This window comes from Qipengyuania sp. (assembly GCF_964227205.1).
Classification (GTDB): Bacteria; Pseudomonadota; Alphaproteobacteria; order Sphingomonadales; family Sphingomonadaceae; genus Qipengyuania.
This window is the reverse complement of sequence record NZ_CAXQVB010000003.1, coordinates 650436-666287: the sequence shown is the minus strand read 5'-3', so window position 1 is coordinate 666287 and position 15852 is coordinate 650436. Positions and strand designations below refer to the sequence as shown.

13 protein-coding genes are annotated in these 15852 nt (G+C 67.1%); 6 read left to right on the top strand and 7 right to left on the bottom strand.

Annotation, left to right across the window (positions count from 1 at the left end):
• Positions 1 to 9: 9 nt before the first annotated feature.
• On the bottom strand, positions 10 to 909 hold the full coding sequence (locus ACEQZ0_RS10820; protein WP_370190789.1) for a class I SAM-dependent methyltransferase: 900 nt from the start codon (positions 907 to 909) through the stop codon (positions 10 to 12).
• A gap of 103 nt (positions 910 to 1012) precedes the next feature.
• Here ACEQZ0_RS10820 and msrA point away from each other — a divergent pair, with 103 nt between their 5' ends.
• Entirely contained in the window at positions 1013 to 1549 is a 537-nt protein-coding gene (gene msrA, locus ACEQZ0_RS10815) for a peptide-methionine (S)-S-oxide reductase MsrA (protein ID WP_370190788.1), read from the top strand.
• Positions 1550 to 1767: 218 nt separating this feature from the next.
• Positions 1768 to 2586 (top strand): hypothetical protein, encoded by an 819-nt coding sequence (locus ACEQZ0_RS10810; protein ID WP_370190787.1) that lies wholly within the window; start codon positions 1768 to 1770, stop codon positions 2584 to 2586.
• Here the strand turns inward: ACEQZ0_RS10810 and ACEQZ0_RS10805 are convergent.
• Positions 2583 to 3818 carry an RsmB/NOP family class I SAM-dependent RNA methyltransferase gene (locus ACEQZ0_RS10805; RefSeq protein ID WP_370190786.1) on the bottom strand — a complete coding sequence of 412 codons (1236 nt, stop codon included), beginning with the start codon at positions 3816 to 3818 and terminating at the stop codon, positions 2583 to 2585. The genes ACEQZ0_RS10810 and ACEQZ0_RS10805 overlap by 4 nt on opposite strands.
• A 57-nt stretch (positions 3819 to 3875) precedes the next feature.
• On the opposite strand from ACEQZ0_RS10805, the gene ACEQZ0_RS10800 reads away from it, so the two are divergent.
• Positions 3876 to 4034: a DUF1674 domain-containing protein gene (locus ACEQZ0_RS10800; RefSeq protein ID WP_370190785.1), complete on the top strand. Its 159-nt coding sequence runs from the start codon at positions 3876 to 3878 to the stop codon at positions 4032 to 4034.
• Positions 4035 to 4120: 86 nt separating this feature from the next.
• On the opposite strand, the gene ACEQZ0_RS10795 is transcribed toward ACEQZ0_RS10800, so the two are convergent.
• Genes ACEQZ0_RS10795 through ACEQZ0_RS10780 form a run of 4 tightly spaced genes read right to left on the bottom strand, consistent with a single transcriptional unit; the run spans position 4121 to position 9826 of the window.
• Entirely contained in the window at positions 4121 to 5524 is a 1404-nt protein-coding gene (locus ACEQZ0_RS10795) for a cytochrome P450 (protein WP_370190784.1), read from the bottom strand.
• 38 nt (positions 5525 to 5562) lie between these two features.
• Positions 5563 to 6591, bottom strand: a complete 1029-nt coding sequence (hemH, locus tag ACEQZ0_RS10790; RefSeq protein ID WP_370190783.1) for a ferrochelatase — start codon at positions 6589 to 6591, stop codon at positions 5563 to 5565.
• Entirely contained in the window at positions 6588 to 8885 is a 2298-nt protein-coding gene (locus ACEQZ0_RS10785) for a molybdopterin cofactor-binding domain-containing protein (RefSeq protein ID WP_370190782.1), read from the bottom strand. Before ACEQZ0_RS10785 ends, hemH begins: the two co-directional genes overlap by 4 nt.
• Positions 8864 to 9826: an Mrp/NBP35 family ATP-binding protein gene (locus ACEQZ0_RS10780; RefSeq protein ID WP_370190781.1), complete on the bottom strand. Its 963-nt coding sequence runs from the start codon at positions 9824 to 9826 to the stop codon at positions 8864 to 8866. Before ACEQZ0_RS10780 ends, ACEQZ0_RS10785 begins: the two co-directional genes overlap by 22 nt.
• A gap of 76 nt (positions 9827 to 9902) precedes the next feature.
• Between ACEQZ0_RS10780 and hflK the strand changes: the two genes are divergently transcribed.
• The 3 genes from hflK to ACEQZ0_RS10765 all read left to right on the top strand — a co-directional run bounded on the left by hflK (position 9903) and on the right by ACEQZ0_RS10765 (position 13582).
• Positions 9903 to 11060 carry a protease modulator HflK gene (gene hflK, locus ACEQZ0_RS10775; protein WP_370190780.1) on the top strand — a complete coding sequence of 386 codons (1158 nt, stop codon included), beginning with the start codon at positions 9903 to 9905 and terminating at the stop codon, positions 11058 to 11060.
• Between the two features lies 1 nt (position 11061).
• A complete protein-coding gene (gene hflC / locus ACEQZ0_RS10770) occupies positions 11062 to 11895 on the top strand; it encodes a protease modulator HflC (protein ID WP_370190779.1) in 834 nt (277 codons plus the stop codon).
• A 151-nt stretch (positions 11896 to 12046) separates the two neighbouring features.
• The gene (locus tag ACEQZ0_RS10765; protein ID WP_370190778.1) at positions 12047 to 13582 is read left to right on the top strand and encodes a Do family serine endopeptidase; all 1536 of its coding nucleotides are present in this window, start codon (positions 12047 to 12049) and stop codon (positions 13580 to 13582) included.
• A gap of 79 nt (positions 13583 to 13661) precedes the next feature.
• Here ACEQZ0_RS10765 and ACEQZ0_RS10760 read toward each other — a convergent pair whose 3' ends face one another.
• Positions 13662 to 15851 (bottom strand): transglycosylase domain-containing protein, encoded by a 2190-nt coding sequence (locus tag ACEQZ0_RS10760; protein ID WP_370190777.1) that lies wholly within the window; start codon positions 15849 to 15851, stop codon positions 13662 to 13664.
• Position 15852 lies beyond the last annotated feature (1 nt).

Here is a 15852-nt window from a genome sequence, read left to right as displayed (position 1 = left end):
GTCCATAGTTCACGCCTTGGCGAAGAGCAGCGTCATCCGGTCGCTTTCGCCGATGCTCCTGAGCTCCTCGCGCTTGGTCCCCAGCGAGGGGGCGATTTCCCACACGCCCCGGGAATGGTCGGCAGTATCGCGCGGATTGGCGTTGATTTCGCTGCTCGAGACGAGGCGAAAGCCGTGCGCTCGCATAAGTCCGACGACATCCGCCTCGCGCAGATAGCCGTTCTGTCCGAGGGTGTAGTCGGCCGGGGCGTCCGCCTTCGCGCGGTGCTGGACGACACCCACCATGCCCCCGGGCTTGAGCAGGTCGCGGATGCGGGTGAGTTCGGTATACATCACCCCGGAGCGGAGCAGGTTGTGCATCTCGCGGAAGATCAGCACGCGGTCGACCTGCCCCTTCAGCTCGGCGGGCAGATCCTGCGAGCCATAGATTGCCATCGGCGCACCGGTAAGCCCCCAGCCGGGCGCTGCTTCGCGGAACTTGCCGGGAAGCCCGGCGAAGTAGTTTTCGCTGCCCTCGTTGTCGGCTGCGGCGGGATCGGGGGTCAGGCCGATATAGAGCCCCTGCGGTCCCAGGTAGGGCACCAGTATCCGCGTGTACCAGCCGCCCGCGGGCATGTAGTCGACCACGGTCTGCCCCGGCTCGACCTGGAAGAAGGCGAGCGTTTGTGCCGGGTGGCGCCAGACGTCGCGCGCGCGATCTTCGTCCCTGACAGGTGCTGCCAGAACCGTTTCCATCGCGGGGGCGGCAGTATCTGCCTGCTCGGCCTGCGGCTGCTTGTCCGGCCCCAGAATCACATCGAGGATGCGACCGAGCACCTCGCGGGTCGATCCGCCTTCCTGCGCGGCGAGCGGCGCGGCGCCGGCGGCAAGTGCTACACCGGCAAGCACGGTTGTGATCGGTTTACGCATTGATTTCTCCCCTGTTCGTGCCCGCAAAGGAATAGTTTCCTGGGCCCGCATGACAAGGACGAAGCGGCTCCCTATCTGTTCCGCGCAAAGGAGATCGAGTGACATGGCTAAACAGCAGGCGATCGTCGCGGGCGGGTGCTTCTGGTGCACCGAGGCGGTGATGAAGGACGTGATCGGCGTCGACGGGGTCGAGAGCGGTTATATCGGCGGGCACAAGGCCGATCCGACCTACAAGGAGGTTTGCACCGGCGATACCGGCCACGCCGAGGGCGTACGCGTGACTTTCGACGACGACCAGATCACCCTCGCCCAGCTCTACGACGTCTTCATGGGCACGCACGATCCGACCCAGTTGAACCGCCAGGGCAATGATGTCGGCACGCAGTATCGCAGTGCGATCTTCCCGCTCGAGGGGCAGGAAGAGGAAGCCTGCGCGGCCATCGCGCGGTGGAACGACGAGCATCCGGGGCAGGAGGCGGTGACCGCCGTCGAAAGCGGCGAATGGTACCCCGCCGAAGACTACCACCAGGAGTATTGGGAAGGCGAAGGCCAGCGCAATCCCTACTGCCTTGCGGTCATCCCGCCGAAGCTGATGAAGCTGCGCAAGAGCTTCCAGAAATACCTCAAGGACGATGCCTGATCCCGCTTCCGGCCTTGTAGGAAACGGGAAGGATTTCCCCTCGAGAGTCCATAGACATGGACCGCCTGTTACACAGTCCATTGCGAAAAAAGTGCACGGCCCGCACGACGCCTCCTGACGGAGAGGCAACGGGTGTGCGGATCGACCATGCGGCATGGCGCGACCATCGCATGGCGGAGCCATTGTAGGAAAGCGCGTGCTCTGCAATTCTGGGCTCCATGGCGGGAGCACAGGGCAAGCAATTTACGCACGACCATGTCGTCGAGGCCGACGGCAGCGTCACCTTTGCCTGTTCGCAGGACACGCAGACGTGGCCGTGGACGGCGATCGGACCGCACCATCCGGGCGCAATCCAGGCCGCGAGCTACTGGCTGAGCGTCGAAAGCGCCATGGCGCTGGGTGGCTGGGATCCCGACAAATGGTCGGCGCTGACCTGGACCCGCTGGGCCTGCGGAGAACCCGGCGTCGGCCGCATGGCGCATGGGCGATACGAGCGCGTGCGGATCGACGGGAAAGAGAGCTTCTCGATACATCTCTATGATGCGCAGGACGCGCTTGTCTGCCGCCTCGACGGGCGCGGCGTGGTGTTTCGCACGCGCGATTTCGAGAAGTGGCGGAGCCAGGCCAAAGAGGCGTCGGCAAAGGTCGCTTCGGCCGGTTTCGGCTATGCCGATCCCGAAGTGCTCGGCCTGGATGAAAGCGAGTTCGCCTTCCTCGGCCCGCTCGACGGTGCCCGGGCGATCGGCCTGCTCGACGCAGACAACGCCATGCCCCCTGCCCACCCCTGGCTCGACGGCTCGGGCGACCACGTAAACTCAGCGCACCTTGCCGAGGTGGCGCGGCAGTTCACCAGCCTGCTACGCGGCGGCGCACCCTTCCGCGTGACCAAGGCCGAGATGCGCTTCGACCGCTATGTCGAACTGGGTGTGCCGTTCGAGGTCGAACGTGTCGGTGGGACGGAGAACAGGGTTACGATGCAATTGCGCCAGTCGGGACGCGCCTGCACTTGGATCGACTACGGGCTGGAAGCCCTCTAGCCCTTCGTCCATCGCGCAATGAAAAAGCCGTCGAGCCCGCCGTACTCGGCGAGCATGGAGGGATTGGTGCGCAGCCAGCCTTCGGTGGTCGGGGCCAGCCCGGCGGGCAGTTCTTCCGCCAATACCGGCGCGATGGGCAGGTCGACCGCCCTCGCCTGGTCCTCGCCCTCCTCGCGCTCGAGCGAGCAGGTCGCGTAGACCAGCGTGCCGCCCGGCTTGAGCCAGCTTTTCGCGCGGTCGAGCAGCGCGGCTTGCAGATCGGCCATTTCCTCGATCTGCCGCGGGCCGATGCGGTGGAGCACATCGGGATGGCGGCGCGCGGTACCGGTGGCGGTGCAGGGCGCGTCGAGGAGGATGGCATCGAACTGGTGCTTCGGTTCCCATTTGAGCGCGTCGGCGCGGACGGTGCCGGCCTTCAGCCCGGTGCGCTTGAGATTGGCCTTGAGCAGGTCGAGCCGGCGCTTCGAGATATCGAGCGCGGTGACCTGCCAGCCCTGCGCCGCCAGCTGCAGCGTCTTGCCGCCGGGCGCGGCGCAGAGGTCGAGCACGTGGCGCCCCTCTCCCGACCCGAGCAAGCGCGCAGGCAGCGAGGCGGCGAGGTCCTGCACCCACCAGGCGCCATCGGCGAACCCGGGCAGTTTCTCGACATTGGCGCCGCGCGGCAGGCGCAGGTGGCCGGGCATCAGGCTGTCGGCGGACAGCTGGACGGTCCACTGCTCGGTCTCGGCGGAATCGCGCAGCGTGAGGTCGAGCGGCGGCGGTTCGGCAAGTCCTGCGGCCACGGCCGGTGCCCGCTCGCCCCAGCGCTGCGCCACTTCGGGAGGCAGCGTCGGCACCCCGGGCAGCGCCACTTCGCGCTTGGTCAGCGTCGAGAACACGCCATGTGCCAGCCTGCGCGGCCCGCCGGCGAGCAGGTCGAGCCCGGTCGCCACCACCGCATGCGGCGGCGTGCCGAGGCGGAGCCATTGCGCCAGCATCATGCGCAGAACCTGCCGCGCCTTGGCATCGTCGGGCAACGGTCTGGTCGTTGCGCTGTCGATCAGCGCATCGAGATCGGTGAGCCAGCGCAGAACCTCGCTCGCGATCGCGCGGGCGAGTGCCTTGTCCTCGAACTTGCGCAGGTCCTTGGTCGCGCCGGCGAAGGCGATGTCGAGCGTCTCGCCGCGACGCAGCACCGCATCGAGCAGGCGCAGCGCCGCGCGGCGGGCGTGGATACCTTGGGGTTGGGCCATTGGACGCGCGCCTTACGCGCACTTGCGCAAAGCCGCCAGCGCCATCATCTTGCCTGCATGACCGAGCGCGCGACCAAACGCCCCCAGGGCTTCGATAAGCCTTCGCATTGGACCAACGACCCTCCGCCCGAGCCGAAGAAGAGCGAGGACGCAGAAGAGCTGAGCCCGACCCGTTACGGCGACTGGGTCAAGGACGGCATCGCGGTGGATTTCTGAGCGTCATCAGTCATTGCGAGCGTAGCGAAGCAATCCAGTCCGGACGCTTCTGGATTGCCGCGGAGCCTTGCGGCTCCTCGCAATGACTAGGAAAGCGGCTTGAGCGCGATCTTGAGCCCGTCCCTGGGCTTGGGGATCGGCCAGGCCTGCCATTCGGGATCGCCGCCAGTCAGTTCGACGCGGTAGCGCGGCAGGAGCTGCGCCATCAGGATCTTCACCTGCATATAGGCGAAGTGCAGGCCGAGGCACATATGTGCGCCGCCGCCGAAGGGGACCCAGGCGTATTTGTGGCGGGCCTTTACCTTGTCGGGCGTGAAGCGCAGGGGATCGAACTTTTCGGGCTCGTCCCAATATTCCTCGCTGTGGTGGGTCCAGTGGATGTTGATCCCGACCGGCGTGCCTGCGGGAATGCGATAGCCGCCGAACTCGAATTCGCGCAGCGCGCGGCGGGGCATCGAGGGCACCGGGGGAATGAAGCGCAAGGCCTCCTTGAAGGCCATTTCGGTCAGCTCGAGCTTGCCGAGATCCTCATAGGCGAGATCGCGCGGCTTGCCCGAAGCATCGGAGCCGCCGGTCACCGCCTCGACCTCGGCGCGCAACTTTTCCTGCCACTCGGGGTGCTTGGCCAGCAACCACAGCAGCGAGGTCGCGGAAGAGGTGATGGTGTCGTGCGCGGCCATCATCAGGAAGTTCATGTGATCGACCACCTCGTCGACAGGCATCAGCCTGCCATCGTCATACTCGGCGGTGGCGAACTGGCTGAACATGTCCTGCCCGCCCCCCTCGGCGCGGCGGCGATGGGTTTCGCGGGTAAAATAGTCGACGAGATAGGCGCGCCCGTCGACCCCCCGCTTCATCTGCGTGAAGGGCAGCGGCTTGCGCACCGGCGCGACGCTGGCCTGCACCATATCGACGAAGGCACGGTTGATCGTGTCCGCCTCGGGCCCCCAGGGAATGCCGATAAAGCTGTCGGCGGCAAGATCGAGCGTCAGTTCCTTGATCGCCGGGTAGAAGCGCATCTGCCCCGCGCCCCATTCTTCTACCCGCCGGGCGATCCCCCGATTGAGCGCTCCGGAATAATGACGCATCGGCCCCGGCTTGAAGGCAATCGAGAGCGCGCGGCGGTCGGCGCGGTGATGGTCGAAATCCATCAGCATCAGACCGCGCGGGAACAGCTTGTCGAGGATCGGGCCCCAGCCCTGCTCGGAAGAAAACAGCTTGTCGCGGTCGAACAGCACCAGCTCGTTGGCATCGGCACCGATCAGCGCGACGTTCCAGCCGCCGAAAGCCTTGTTCTTGTAAACCTTGCCGTATTTTTCCACCATCGCCTTGGCCATGCCGTGCGGATCGGCGAGCATGCGGAAAGTGTTGCCGACCAGCGGCCAGCCCTTTTCTCCCGGGATATGCGCGAGCGCGTGCGCATCGGGATTGCCCTCGGTCCAATGCGTGGGCGCGGCTTCGGTCGGCTGGTGGGCGGCAAGCGTGGCCATCGGTAGCTCCTGACAACTTACCTCGATGTAAGTAATTTCTAGCCTTGAATCCAGCCTCCAAGCTCGCGCCGCAGCAAGGTTTCGAGCATGGCAATTCCGGCATGGGAGGTATTGAGGCAGGACAGTGCGGCGAAATGCTCGCCCCCGGCTGCGGTGAACTGGTCACGCCCCTGGATCGCCAGCTCCTCGAGCGTCTCGAGGCAGTCGGCCGAAAAGCCCGGCGCGGCAATGGCGAGACGCTTCGTCCCGGCCTTCGCTTCCTCCTCGATCACTGCATCGGTCGCCGGTTCGAGCCATTTGGCACGCCCGAAGCGCGACTGGAAGCTGGTGCGCAGGCGCAGGCCTGGTCGGGCGAGCTTATCCTCCACCAGCCGCGCGGTCTTGCGGCAATGGCAATGATAGGGATCGCCCAGATGCAGCGTGCGCTCGGGCATGCCGTGGAAGCTCAGCAACAGCAGTTCGGGGACGAAATCGAGCGCATCGAGCTGGCGCGCAAGATCGCTGGCGAGAGCATCGATATAGGCGGGATCGTCGTGATAGGGCGGCAGCGTTCGCAGCGCGGGTTGCCAACGCATTGTCCGCAGCTTCTCCGCAGCCTTGTCCACAACGGTCGCCGTCGTCGCCGCACTGTACTGCGGATAGAGCGGCGCGAGCAGGATGCGCTCGCACCCCGCATCCATAAGCGACTGGATGCGGTCGGGGATCGACGGGGTGCCGTAGCGCATCGCCCAGTCGACCATGACGTCGGCGCCCAGCCGTTCCTGCATCGCCTCGGCCTGAGCCCGCGTGATCGCCGCCAGCGGCGAACCCCGCTCGGTCCACACCTGGCTGTAGGCATGCGCACTTTTCTTCGGGCGTGTGTTGAGGATGATGCCGCGCAGGATCGGCTGCCACACGAGCGCAGGGAGCTCGACGACGCGCCGGTCGGACAGAAACTCGGCAAGATAGCGCCTCACCGGGCCCGGCTCGGGCGCATCGGGCGTACCGAGATTGACCAGGAGCACGCCGACGCGCCCCGAGGTAACCGGCGGATGGTCGGCGGGTGGATTCTGTCTCTGCCAGGTCATAGGCCCTCCGAAAGCAATGGCAGGCGGCGAAAGCGCACGCCGGTGGCAGAGTAAAGTGCATTTGCGATCGCCGGCGGCGCAACTGCCACGCCGAGTTCCCCCGGATCGAAAGGTGGCGCCTCGCTGGGAAGGAATTCGATCACCATGTCCGGACAATCGGCCAGCGTCGGCAGCGACAGGCCGGCGAGCGTATTGGGAACCGGCTTGCCATCTTCATAGGCCACGCTCGATCCGGTCGCGAGCGACAGGCCGAAGATCAGCCCGCCCTCGATCTGCTGCCGCGCAATGTCGTGGTTGACGACCCGGCCGATGTCGACCGCGACATGGAAGCGGGTGACGCGCACTCCGCCCTCGGCCAGCGCAGCCTGTGCCACACAGGCGATTCGCCCCCCGGCATCGGGCGTGCCGACCCTGACCATGGCCAGCCCCTGTCCGGTTCCCCGGCGCCCGCCGTCCCAGCTCGCCAGCCGCGTCGCACGCCGCAGGCAATCGGCCATGCGGGGGCTCTTGCCGAGCATCTCCATGCGATAGAGAAAGGGGTCGCGGCCCGCGCGCTCGGCCAGTTCGTCGATGAAACTTTCGGTAAAGAAGGCGGTATAGGCCATCGCATTGCCGCGCATCCGCCCGCTCGGGAAAGGCAGGCTCACCGGCACGTGATCGATCGCGAGATCGGCGATGGCATAGGGCGGCACCGCGCCTTCGCAGGCCAGCGCATCGGCCTTGCCCGCAGCGTGTTCGATCGCCGCCTGCGGGGTCTTGTTGTCGAACAACCGCAGGCCGAACTCGCGCATGGCCGCGGGCATGGCCAGCCGCGCACGCCAGGCCGCGATCCGTCCGCCGCTCGCCGGCTCGAAGCCCGCTTCCAACCGGGCGCTGATTGCCGGCCGCACGGGGAGCGACTGGAATTCCTGGACGCGCGGCCAGGTCAGCTGGACAGGGCGCCCGACCTCCCTGGCGATCTGCGCCACCTCGATCGCATGGCGCCGCTCAAGCCTGGCGTCGAAACTGCCACCCGCGGCCGTCGGGTAAAGCACCACATCCTGCGGCGCTATGCCGATCGCCTTGGCTGCCGCTCGGCGCGTCAGTTCGGGGGCTTGTGCCGCAATCCACAATTCGAGCTTGCCGCCGTCGAAACGCGCGGTGGCGCTGGCGGTCTCGATAGTGGCATGGACTGCGGGGGCGACCGCATAATCCTGCGCATAGTCGGGCCGCGCGAGCAGGTCGTCGGCATCACCCTGATCAACGACACGCTGGGCCTCGCCTTCGCCGAGCGCCGCATCGAGCGCCTGCAGCGCACCGGCGCTCTCGACCGCGCCTGGCCCGGCGAAAGTCGGGCGCATCGCCTTGAGCGCCTGTTCGGCGACCCACCAGCTCTCGCCCACCGCGGCGAGGTAGCGCCGGGATTTCACCACCGCGACGAGCCCTTTCATATCGGTGACCGCGGCGGCATCGAAACGGGCAAGGTCGGGCTGGCCGAGCGGTCCGTGGCGGATCGAGGCAAAGACCATGTTCGGCAGGCGGATGTCGCCCGCGAACAGGAAGCTGCCGTCGACCTTGGCGGGCAGGTCGAGCCGCGGATAGGTCGGCGCGAGTTCGGCCGCTGCGGGAGAGGCCTCCTCGCTTGCAGGCATCACCCGCAGGGGCGGCGGGTCGGGCGGATCGAGTTCGGCCGCCTCTTCGACCAATGCGCCGAAATCGAGCTGCCGACCGCCATGGCGAACCAGACCCTGCTCGACCTCGCACTCCTCCCAATCGACGTCCCACCGGTCTGCCGCCGCCATGGCCAGCAGTGCGCGGGCGCTCGCCGCCGCTTCGCGCAGCGGCTGCTCGTAGGCAGCCAGCGAGGTGCCATCTGCGGTAGCGGCGAAGGCGTTCGAACGGGCGAAGCTTTTCGCCAGCCGGCTGTCGGGATCGTCCGCCAACCCCGGCAGGCGCGACCATAGCGGAGCCCATTTCGCCGCCAGCGGGAGATTGGCGTAGAGCCCCGAAGGCGGCACGGGTTCGATACCCACCTGGCGCCAGTCCGCCCCCAGTTCGACCGCCGCGACCTGCGCAAGTACCGTTGTCACCCCCTGCCCCATCTCGAGCTGGGGCACAGCCACCGTTATCACGCCATCCGTGCCGATGGTGATCCAGCCGCCGAATGCGCGCTCACCGGGTCCCGGGACGAGCGGGCTGGAGTAATGGCGCGGCCAGAGCCACCAGGCGACCGCGAGTCCGCCACCGGCCGCCGCGCCTGCGATAAGCTGACGCCGCGTGACGGGAAGCCGGTCTAGCTGTTCTCGCCAATCCATGCGTCGACCCTGGCGGCGATTTCGTGGAAAGGCGAGCCCAGCGCGCCGTCATCGGCAGCGGGTGGCTTGCCCCGGTCGCTCCCCTCGCGGATCGCAAGGTCGAGCGGTATGCGCCCGAGGAAGGGCAGCTCGAGCCGCGCGGCAGCGGCCTCCACCCCGCCCTTGCCGAAGGGGTCGGACAGCTCGCCGCAATGCGGGCAGGCGTAGCCCGCCATGTTCTCGACCAGGCCGATCACCGGAACGCCGGCCTGGTCGAACAGCTGCCCGGCGCGCGCGGCATCGATGAGTGCGAGGTCCTGCGGGGTCGAGACCAGGATGGCGCCCATCGGCTTGAAGCGCTGGAGCATCGTCAGCTGGACGTCGCCCGTCCCCGGCGGCAGATCGACCAGCAGCGTGTCGACATCGCCCCAATGCGCATCGACCAGCTGCGACAGCGCATTGCCCGCCATCGGCCCGCGCCAGGCGAGCGCACGCCCCGGTTCGACCAGATGGCCCATCGACAGCACCGGAATTTCGAAAGCGCTCTCCACCGGAACAAGCTTTTCGTCGCGCGCAACCGGCTTGGTGCCCTGGTTGCCGAGGATGACCGGCTGCGAGGGGCCGTAGATGTCGGCATCGACCAGCCCGACCCTGTGCCCGCGGCGGGCCAGCGCAATTGCAAGATTGGCGGTCAGCGTCGACTTGCCGACCCCGCCCTTGCCGCTGCCGACCGCGATCAGCCGGCGCTGCGTGCGTTCGGCGGTCATCGCCACATGCACCTGCGAAATATCGTCGCGTGCCGAGAGAATGTCGGTCACCGCGCGCTCGATCTCGGCGCGCTCGCTTTCGCCCAGCCCCGCCGCGTCGATGACGGCGATGGCCCGGCCATCCTTCACGGTCAGCGCGGAAACGCGGGCGGCAATACTGGCGGGCAGAAGCGATTTGGGATCGATCGAACTCATGGGGCGCGCTGCTGTAGCATCGAAAAGCGCGCGGCAACCCCTGTTTTTCCGAAGAACGACACCTATAAGGGATGGCATGAGAATTTTCGACGGGTTCGGACAGAGGATAGCGCTGGCGATGGCGGGCAAGAAAAGCCCCTGGGGCGGCGGCTCGGGCAATGATGGCGAGGGCGAGCAGGCTGGCGGTAGCGACAGCGGCGACAAGCCCAAGGGGCCGCGCAACCCGTGGTTGCCGCCGGGTGGCGGAGACGGCGGTCGCCGCGCGCCCAATATCGAGGATATCTTCAAGAGCCGCGGCCCCGAAGGCCCCCGCCGCAGTGGCGGTGGCGGACCGGGAGGACCCAATTTCCGCTTCCCCCAGCGCCCCGGCGGCAAGAGCTGGTTCCCTATCGCGCTGCTGGGCATCGTCGTGTTCGGGCTGTTCGCAACCAGCGTCCACCTGGTCGAGGCGCAGGAAAAGGCGGTGGTCAAGACGCTCGGCAATTTCACCCGGACGATGGAACCGGGCCTCAATTTCTCCGCGCCCTTCCCGATCGAGACGGTCGACGTCGAGGATGTCGAGGGCGTGCGCACCGTGCGCATCCCGGGTAGCGATAGCCAGGCCAAGCTGATCCTGACCGGCGACCAGAACCTCGTCGACCTCAGCTATATCGTGCGCTGGAACATCAAGGACCTCGCGGACTTCAAGTTCCGCGTGGTCGACCCGATCGAGACGGTCAACGACGCCGCGGAAGCCGCGATGCGCGCCTCAGTCGCCGAGACCGAGCTCGACGAGACCTTCTCGGGCCAGGGCCGCGCGGCGATCGAGCTGGACGTGCGCGAGCGCATGCAGCGCACGCTCGATGGCTATCAGGCGGGCATCCGCGTGCTCGGTGTCGAAATCGAGAAGGCCGACCCGCCGGCGCAGGTGGTCGACGCCTTCCGCGACGTGCAGGTCGCCGAACAGAATGCCGATGCCGCGCGCAACCAGGCGCGTGGCTATGCCCAGCAGGTTATCGCGCAGGCCGAGGGCGAGGCCGAGGCCTTCGACAAGGTCTACGAACAGTACCGCCTCGCGCCGCAGGTGACGCGCCAGCGGCTCTATTACGAAACCATGGAGCGGGTCTTGAGCCAGACCGACAAGACCATTGTCGAGTCCAATAATGTCACCCCCTACCTGCCGCTGCCCGAGCTGCGCAAGCGGGCACAAAGGAGCGCCCCCGCCAACGTCGTGACCGCGCCGGAGGGCCAGTAAGATGAACGATTTTCTGCAGAAATACCGCACCGCGGTGATCGCGCTCGGCGTGGTTGTGATCGCCTTCATGATGAGCGCCTTCGTCGTGCCCGAGGAAGAACAGGTCGTCATCATCCGCACGGGCGAGCCGGTCGGCACGATCAATACGCCGAACGGCAAGACCCGCGCCGGGCTCTATTTCCGTGTGCCGCTGATCGAGAGCGTCAACCGCATCGAGAAGCGCCTGCTCGACCTCGAGATGAAGGACGAGGAAGTTCTATCGGCCGACCAGCAACGTCTGCTGGTCAACGCCTACGCCCGCTTCCGCATCACCGATCCGGTGCGCATGGTCGAACGCGCGGGATCGACCGATGGCGTGCGCAACGCGCTCGAGCCGATCCTCAATTCGGTGCTGCGCCAGGAACTCGGTCGGCGGACCTTCCAGGCCATGCTCACCGCCGAGAGGGGCAATGCGCTGGCCAATGTCCGCGCCAATCTCGACCGCCAGGCGCGCCAGTATGGCGCCGAGGTCGTCGACGTGAAGATCATGCGCACCGACCTGCCCGAGGCGCCGCTGCAATCGGCCTTCCGGCGGATGGAATCGGACCGCGAGCGCGAAGCGCGCACGATCCGCGCGCAGGGTGGCCGCGACGCCCGCATCATCCGCGCCGATGCCGATGCCCAGGCGGCCAAGATCTATGCCGACAGCTTCGGCAAGGATGCCGAATTCTACGATTTCTACCGCGCGATGCAGAGCTATGACGCGACCTTCTCCAATCCGGAGAACAGTGCGGCGAGCAGTATCATCCTGTCGCCGGACAATGAGTATCTGCGGCAGTTCCGCGGGCGGCGTTGATCGTTCGTCGAGCTGGCGCCCTGCCGTTCAATCGGCATTCAGCGGCGAGGGAGACAGTGCCTCGCCGGACCGCAGGGCAAAGGGCGCGGTAGCGATGCCGCGACCCTGAGCCCCGCCCAGTAGAGAAGAGGACGAAAAGGACGTGAAGCCCGTGCGATACGCATATTCCGTGACGAGTGCGCTGCTGGTGGGCGGCGCCGCCATCTCGCTCGCGACCGGCTATCCGGCCGGCGCCCAGGTCGCCCAGAACGACGACAGCCACATGGCGCGCGTCGTGCCGCGCGCCGGCGCCCCGACCAGCTTCGCCGACCTGACCGCGCAATTGCAGCCGGCGGTGGTCAACATCTCCACCCGCCAGCGGATCGAGGTCGCGACCAACAGCGGCAATCCCTTCGCCGGAACGCCTTTCGAGGGGCTGTTCGGCCAGCGCCGTGGCGGCGGCCAGCAGCAGCCGCAGTTCCGCGAGGGCCAGTCGCTCGGCAGCGGCTTCATCATCTCGGCCGATGGTTATATCGTGACCAACAACCATGTGGTCAGCCCCACCGGCCGGGGGACGGTCGAGGAAATCACCGTCACCATGCCCGACGGGACCGACTATCCCGCCAAGCTCGTGGGCACCGACGCGCAGAGCGATCTTGCCGTGCTCAAGATCAGCCGCGGCACTCCCTTCCCCTTCGTCGAATTCGGCGACAGCGCGCAGGCCCGCCCGGGCGATTGGGTGGTCGCGATCGGCAACCCCTTCGGCCTCGGCGGCACGGTGACCTCGGGCATCGTTTCGGCGGTCTATCGCAACACCGGCCAGGGCGGCGCCTACGATCGCTACATCCAGACCGATGCCGCGATCAACCGCGGCAATTCGGGCGGCCCGCTGTTCGACATGCAGGGCAATGTCATCGGCATCAACAACGCCATCTTCTCGCCTTCGGGCGGCAGTGTGGGGATCGGCTTCGCGATCCCCGCCGAAATCGCCGCGCCGATCGTGCAGAAGCTGCGCGACGGGGTCGAGATCGAGCGCGGCTATCTCGGCGTTCAGATCCAGCCGGTCGCCGACGACCTCGCCGATTCGCTTGGCATGGCGCAGAATCGCGGCGAGTTCATCCAGTCGGTCCAGCCGGGCGAACCGGCCGACAAGGCGGGCATCCGTGCGGGCGACATCGTCACCAAGGTCAATGGCAAGGACGTCACTCCCGACCAGACGCTGTCCTATCTCGTCGCCAATATCGCGCCGGGCAGGACCGTCCCCATCGAGCTGATCCGCAATGGCGAAACCCGCCGGGTCAACGTCACCGTCGGCAAGCGCCCGAGCGAGGAGGAACTGCGCCAGCAGCAGCAGTTCAACCCCGATGCCGAGGACGATGACCAAATGCAGCCCGACGAAAATGCAGTGATCGAGCAGAAGCTCGGCCTGCAGGTCCTCCCGCTGACGCCGCAGATCGCGCGCCAGCTGGGCGTTGGCGCCGATACGCAAGGACTTGTGGTTGCCGGGGTCGATCAGAACGCCGACGCGGCGCGCAAGGGCCTGCAGCGCGGCGATATCATCCTCTCCGCCAACTATCGCGGCCTGACCTCGCTCGACGATCTCGAAGCCGCGATCGGCACTGCCCAGCGCGAAAAGCGCGAGGCCGTGCTGCTGCGCGTCCAGCGCCGCGGACGTTCGCCGGCCTACGTCGCCGTCCGCCTGCGCTGACGGTCGGGCTGCCGGACCATCCATAAGAAAAGGGCGGCTCCCTCGATGCGAGGGGGCCGCCCTGTTCTTTCGGGTATCGTTATTCGACCGGTCGGGCCGTCGGCTGCGGACGCGGCGTGGGCTGCGGCCTGGTGTCGCGCCGCGCCCCCGTCGCCTCGTTGAGGAAATCGTCGCCCACCGCCTGCGGTGCGCCATCGGCGCCGCGCTGCGTCGGCGACGGAACCCGCTGGCCGCTGGGTCCCGGCGGCGGCGCGCGCCCCGGATCGAGCGTGCGATCGAACTCGTCGCCGAAGGGATCCTGGCGCGGACGGTCGGAGGTACCCGGTTCGATCAGATTGCCCTGCTCGTCGATGAAATAGTAATCCTCGGGGTCGCCGAGCATGTACTCGTCGTCGGGCTCGAGCTGCCATTCGGGCAATTGCAGGTCGGTGTCGAACTGCTCGACCGGGCGATCCTTGACCGCATAGCGCATATAGGCGGCAAAGGCGCGTGCCGGAGCGGTGCCACCGGCGAGCCCCGCGACGCGGGCGTTGTCGTCACGGCCCATCCAGACCCCCGTGGTGATGCCCGAGGAAAAGCCAACGAAATAGCCGTCCTTGTTCGAGCTGGTGGTACCGGTCTTGCCCGCCACCGGGCGCCCGATCTGCGCCGCGCGGCCGGTTCCCGTGGCCACCGCCGTCTGCAACAGGTCGGTAATGCCGGCCGCGACGTAGTCGGGGACCAGTTGCGTGCTGCGGGCCTGCTCGTGACGATAGAGCAGGTCGCCCTCGGCGGTTTCCACTTTCAGGATGCCATAGGGTTCGACCGAATTGCCGCCCGCCGAAACCGCCGCGAAGGCGCGGGTCATGTCGATCAGGCGGACCTCGTTCGATCCCAGCACCATGGCGGGGTAGGTGTTGATTTCGGTAGAGATGCCGAAGCGCCGGGCCATCGAGGCGACCGTGCCGAAGCCGACCTCGTTACCCAGCTGCGCCGCGACCGTATTGATCGAATAGGCGAAGGCCGTGCGCAGGTCGATCTCGCCGACATTGCGCCCGCTCGAATTGCGCGGGCTCCAGCCGTTGATCGTGACCGGCGTATCGACCACCCGGTCGTCGGGCGTATAGCCCGCCTCGAGCGCGGCGAGATAGACGAACAGCTTCCACGCCGAACCGGGCTGGCGCAACGCATCGGTGGCGCGGTTGTAGTTCGTTTCGACATAATCGGTGCCGCCGACCAGGGCGAGAACGGCGCCGTCGCGATCCATGCTGACCAGCGCGCCCTGCGCTCCCGCGGGCGTGTTCGACTTGATCGATGCGGTCGCCGCGCGCTGCATGCCGACATCGAGCGTGGTCCAGACCTCGATCGGCTCGGTCGTATCGGGCAGCAGCAGGTCGAGCTGCGGCAGCGCCCAGTCGGTGAAATAGCGGACCGAATTCTGGCCGGCCTCTTCCTTGAGCTTGACCGCGCTCGGATCGACCGTGACGTCGGGCGCGATACGCCCCTGTTCCTTCATCAGCCGCAAGACCACGCTGGCGCGGCCCACCGCGGCATCGACATCGGCCGTGGGAGAATAGCGGCTCGGCGCCTTGACCAGTCCGGCGATGATCGCCGCTTCGGCAACCGACAGATCGGTTGCCGGATGGCTGAAGAACTTGCGGCTGGCCGAATCGATGCCGTAGGCTCCACCGCCGAAATAGACCTTGTTGAGATAGAGCTCGAGGATCTGTTCCTTAGAGAACTTCCATTCCAGCGCCATTGCCAGAACCGCCTCGCGCAGCTTGCGATCGAGCGAGCGGTTGTTGTTGAGGAAGACGTTGCGCGCCAGCTGCTGGGTGATCGTCGAGGTCCCGCCGACACGCTCGCGCGAACCCGTAATCCCTTCGATGATCGCCCCGGTTGTGCGCCACGGGTCGATGCCGAGATGCGAATAGAACCGCCGGTCCTCGACCGAGACCATCGCATCCTTCATCACCTGCGGGATCTCGTCGGCGTCGAGCCACTTGCCAAAGCTCGGACCCAGTTCGACGATCTCGGTGCCGTCGCGCGCGCGCACGACGATCGTCTGCGCCGTCTGCGTCGCCTTGAGCTGGTAGTAGTTCGGCATCGAACGTGCCGCGAAAGCGACCGCGAGACCGACGAACAGCGCCACCAGCAGAGCCAATGCGCCGCCCCAGAGTAGCAGGCGGCGGGCCCAAAGCTTGAAGCGGCTTTGCGGTGTGTCCGCGGCGGCCCGTGCAGCGCGATCCTTGCGCGCCGAGCGCTTGCGGCGGCTCCCTCTCTTATCCATC

What these genes read in the sequence shown, in the direction of transcription:
- ACEQZ0_RS10820 (WP_370190789.1), bottom strand. Translation starts at nt 909, where the DNA reads ATGCGTAAACCGATCACAACCGTGCTTGCCGGTGTAGCACTTGCCGCC.
- msrA (WP_370190788.1), top strand. Translation starts at nt 1,013, where the DNA reads ATGGCTAAACAGCAGGCGATCGTCGCGGGCGGGTGCTTCTGGTGCACC.
- ACEQZ0_RS10810 (WP_370190787.1), top strand. Translation starts at nt 1,768, where the DNA reads ATGGCGGGAGCACAGGGCAAGCAATTTACGCACGACCATGTCGTCGAG.
- ACEQZ0_RS10805 (WP_370190786.1), bottom strand. Translation starts at nt 3,818, where the DNA reads ATGGCCCAACCCCAAGGTATCCACGCCCGCCGCGCGGCGCTGCGCCTG.
- ACEQZ0_RS10800 (WP_370190785.1), top strand. Translation starts at nt 3,876, where the DNA reads ATGACCGAGCGCGCGACCAAACGCCCCCAGGGCTTCGATAAGCCTTCG.
- ACEQZ0_RS10795 (WP_370190784.1), bottom strand. Translation starts at nt 5,524, where the DNA reads ATGGCCACGCTTGCCGCCCACCAGCCGACCGAAGCCGCGCCCACGCAT.
- hemH (WP_370190783.1), bottom strand. Translation starts at nt 6,591, where the DNA reads ATGACCTGGCAGAGACAGAATCCACCCGCCGACCATCCGCCGGTTACC.
- ACEQZ0_RS10785 (WP_370190782.1), bottom strand. Translation starts at nt 8,885, where the DNA reads ATGGATTGGCGAGAACAGCTAGACCGGCTTCCCGTCACGCGGCGTCAG.
- ACEQZ0_RS10780 (WP_370190781.1), bottom strand. Translation starts at nt 9,826, where the DNA reads ATGAGTTCGATCGATCCCAAATCGCTTCTGCCCGCCAGTATTGCCGCC.
- hflK (WP_370190780.1), top strand. Translation starts at nt 9,903, where the DNA reads ATGAGAATTTTCGACGGGTTCGGACAGAGGATAGCGCTGGCGATGGCG.
- hflC (WP_370190779.1), top strand. Translation starts at nt 11,062, where the DNA reads ATGAACGATTTTCTGCAGAAATACCGCACCGCGGTGATCGCGCTCGGC.
- ACEQZ0_RS10760 (WP_370190777.1), bottom strand. Translation starts at nt 15,851, where the DNA reads ATGGATAAGAGAGGGAGCCGCCGCAAGCGCTCGGCGCGCAAGGATCGC.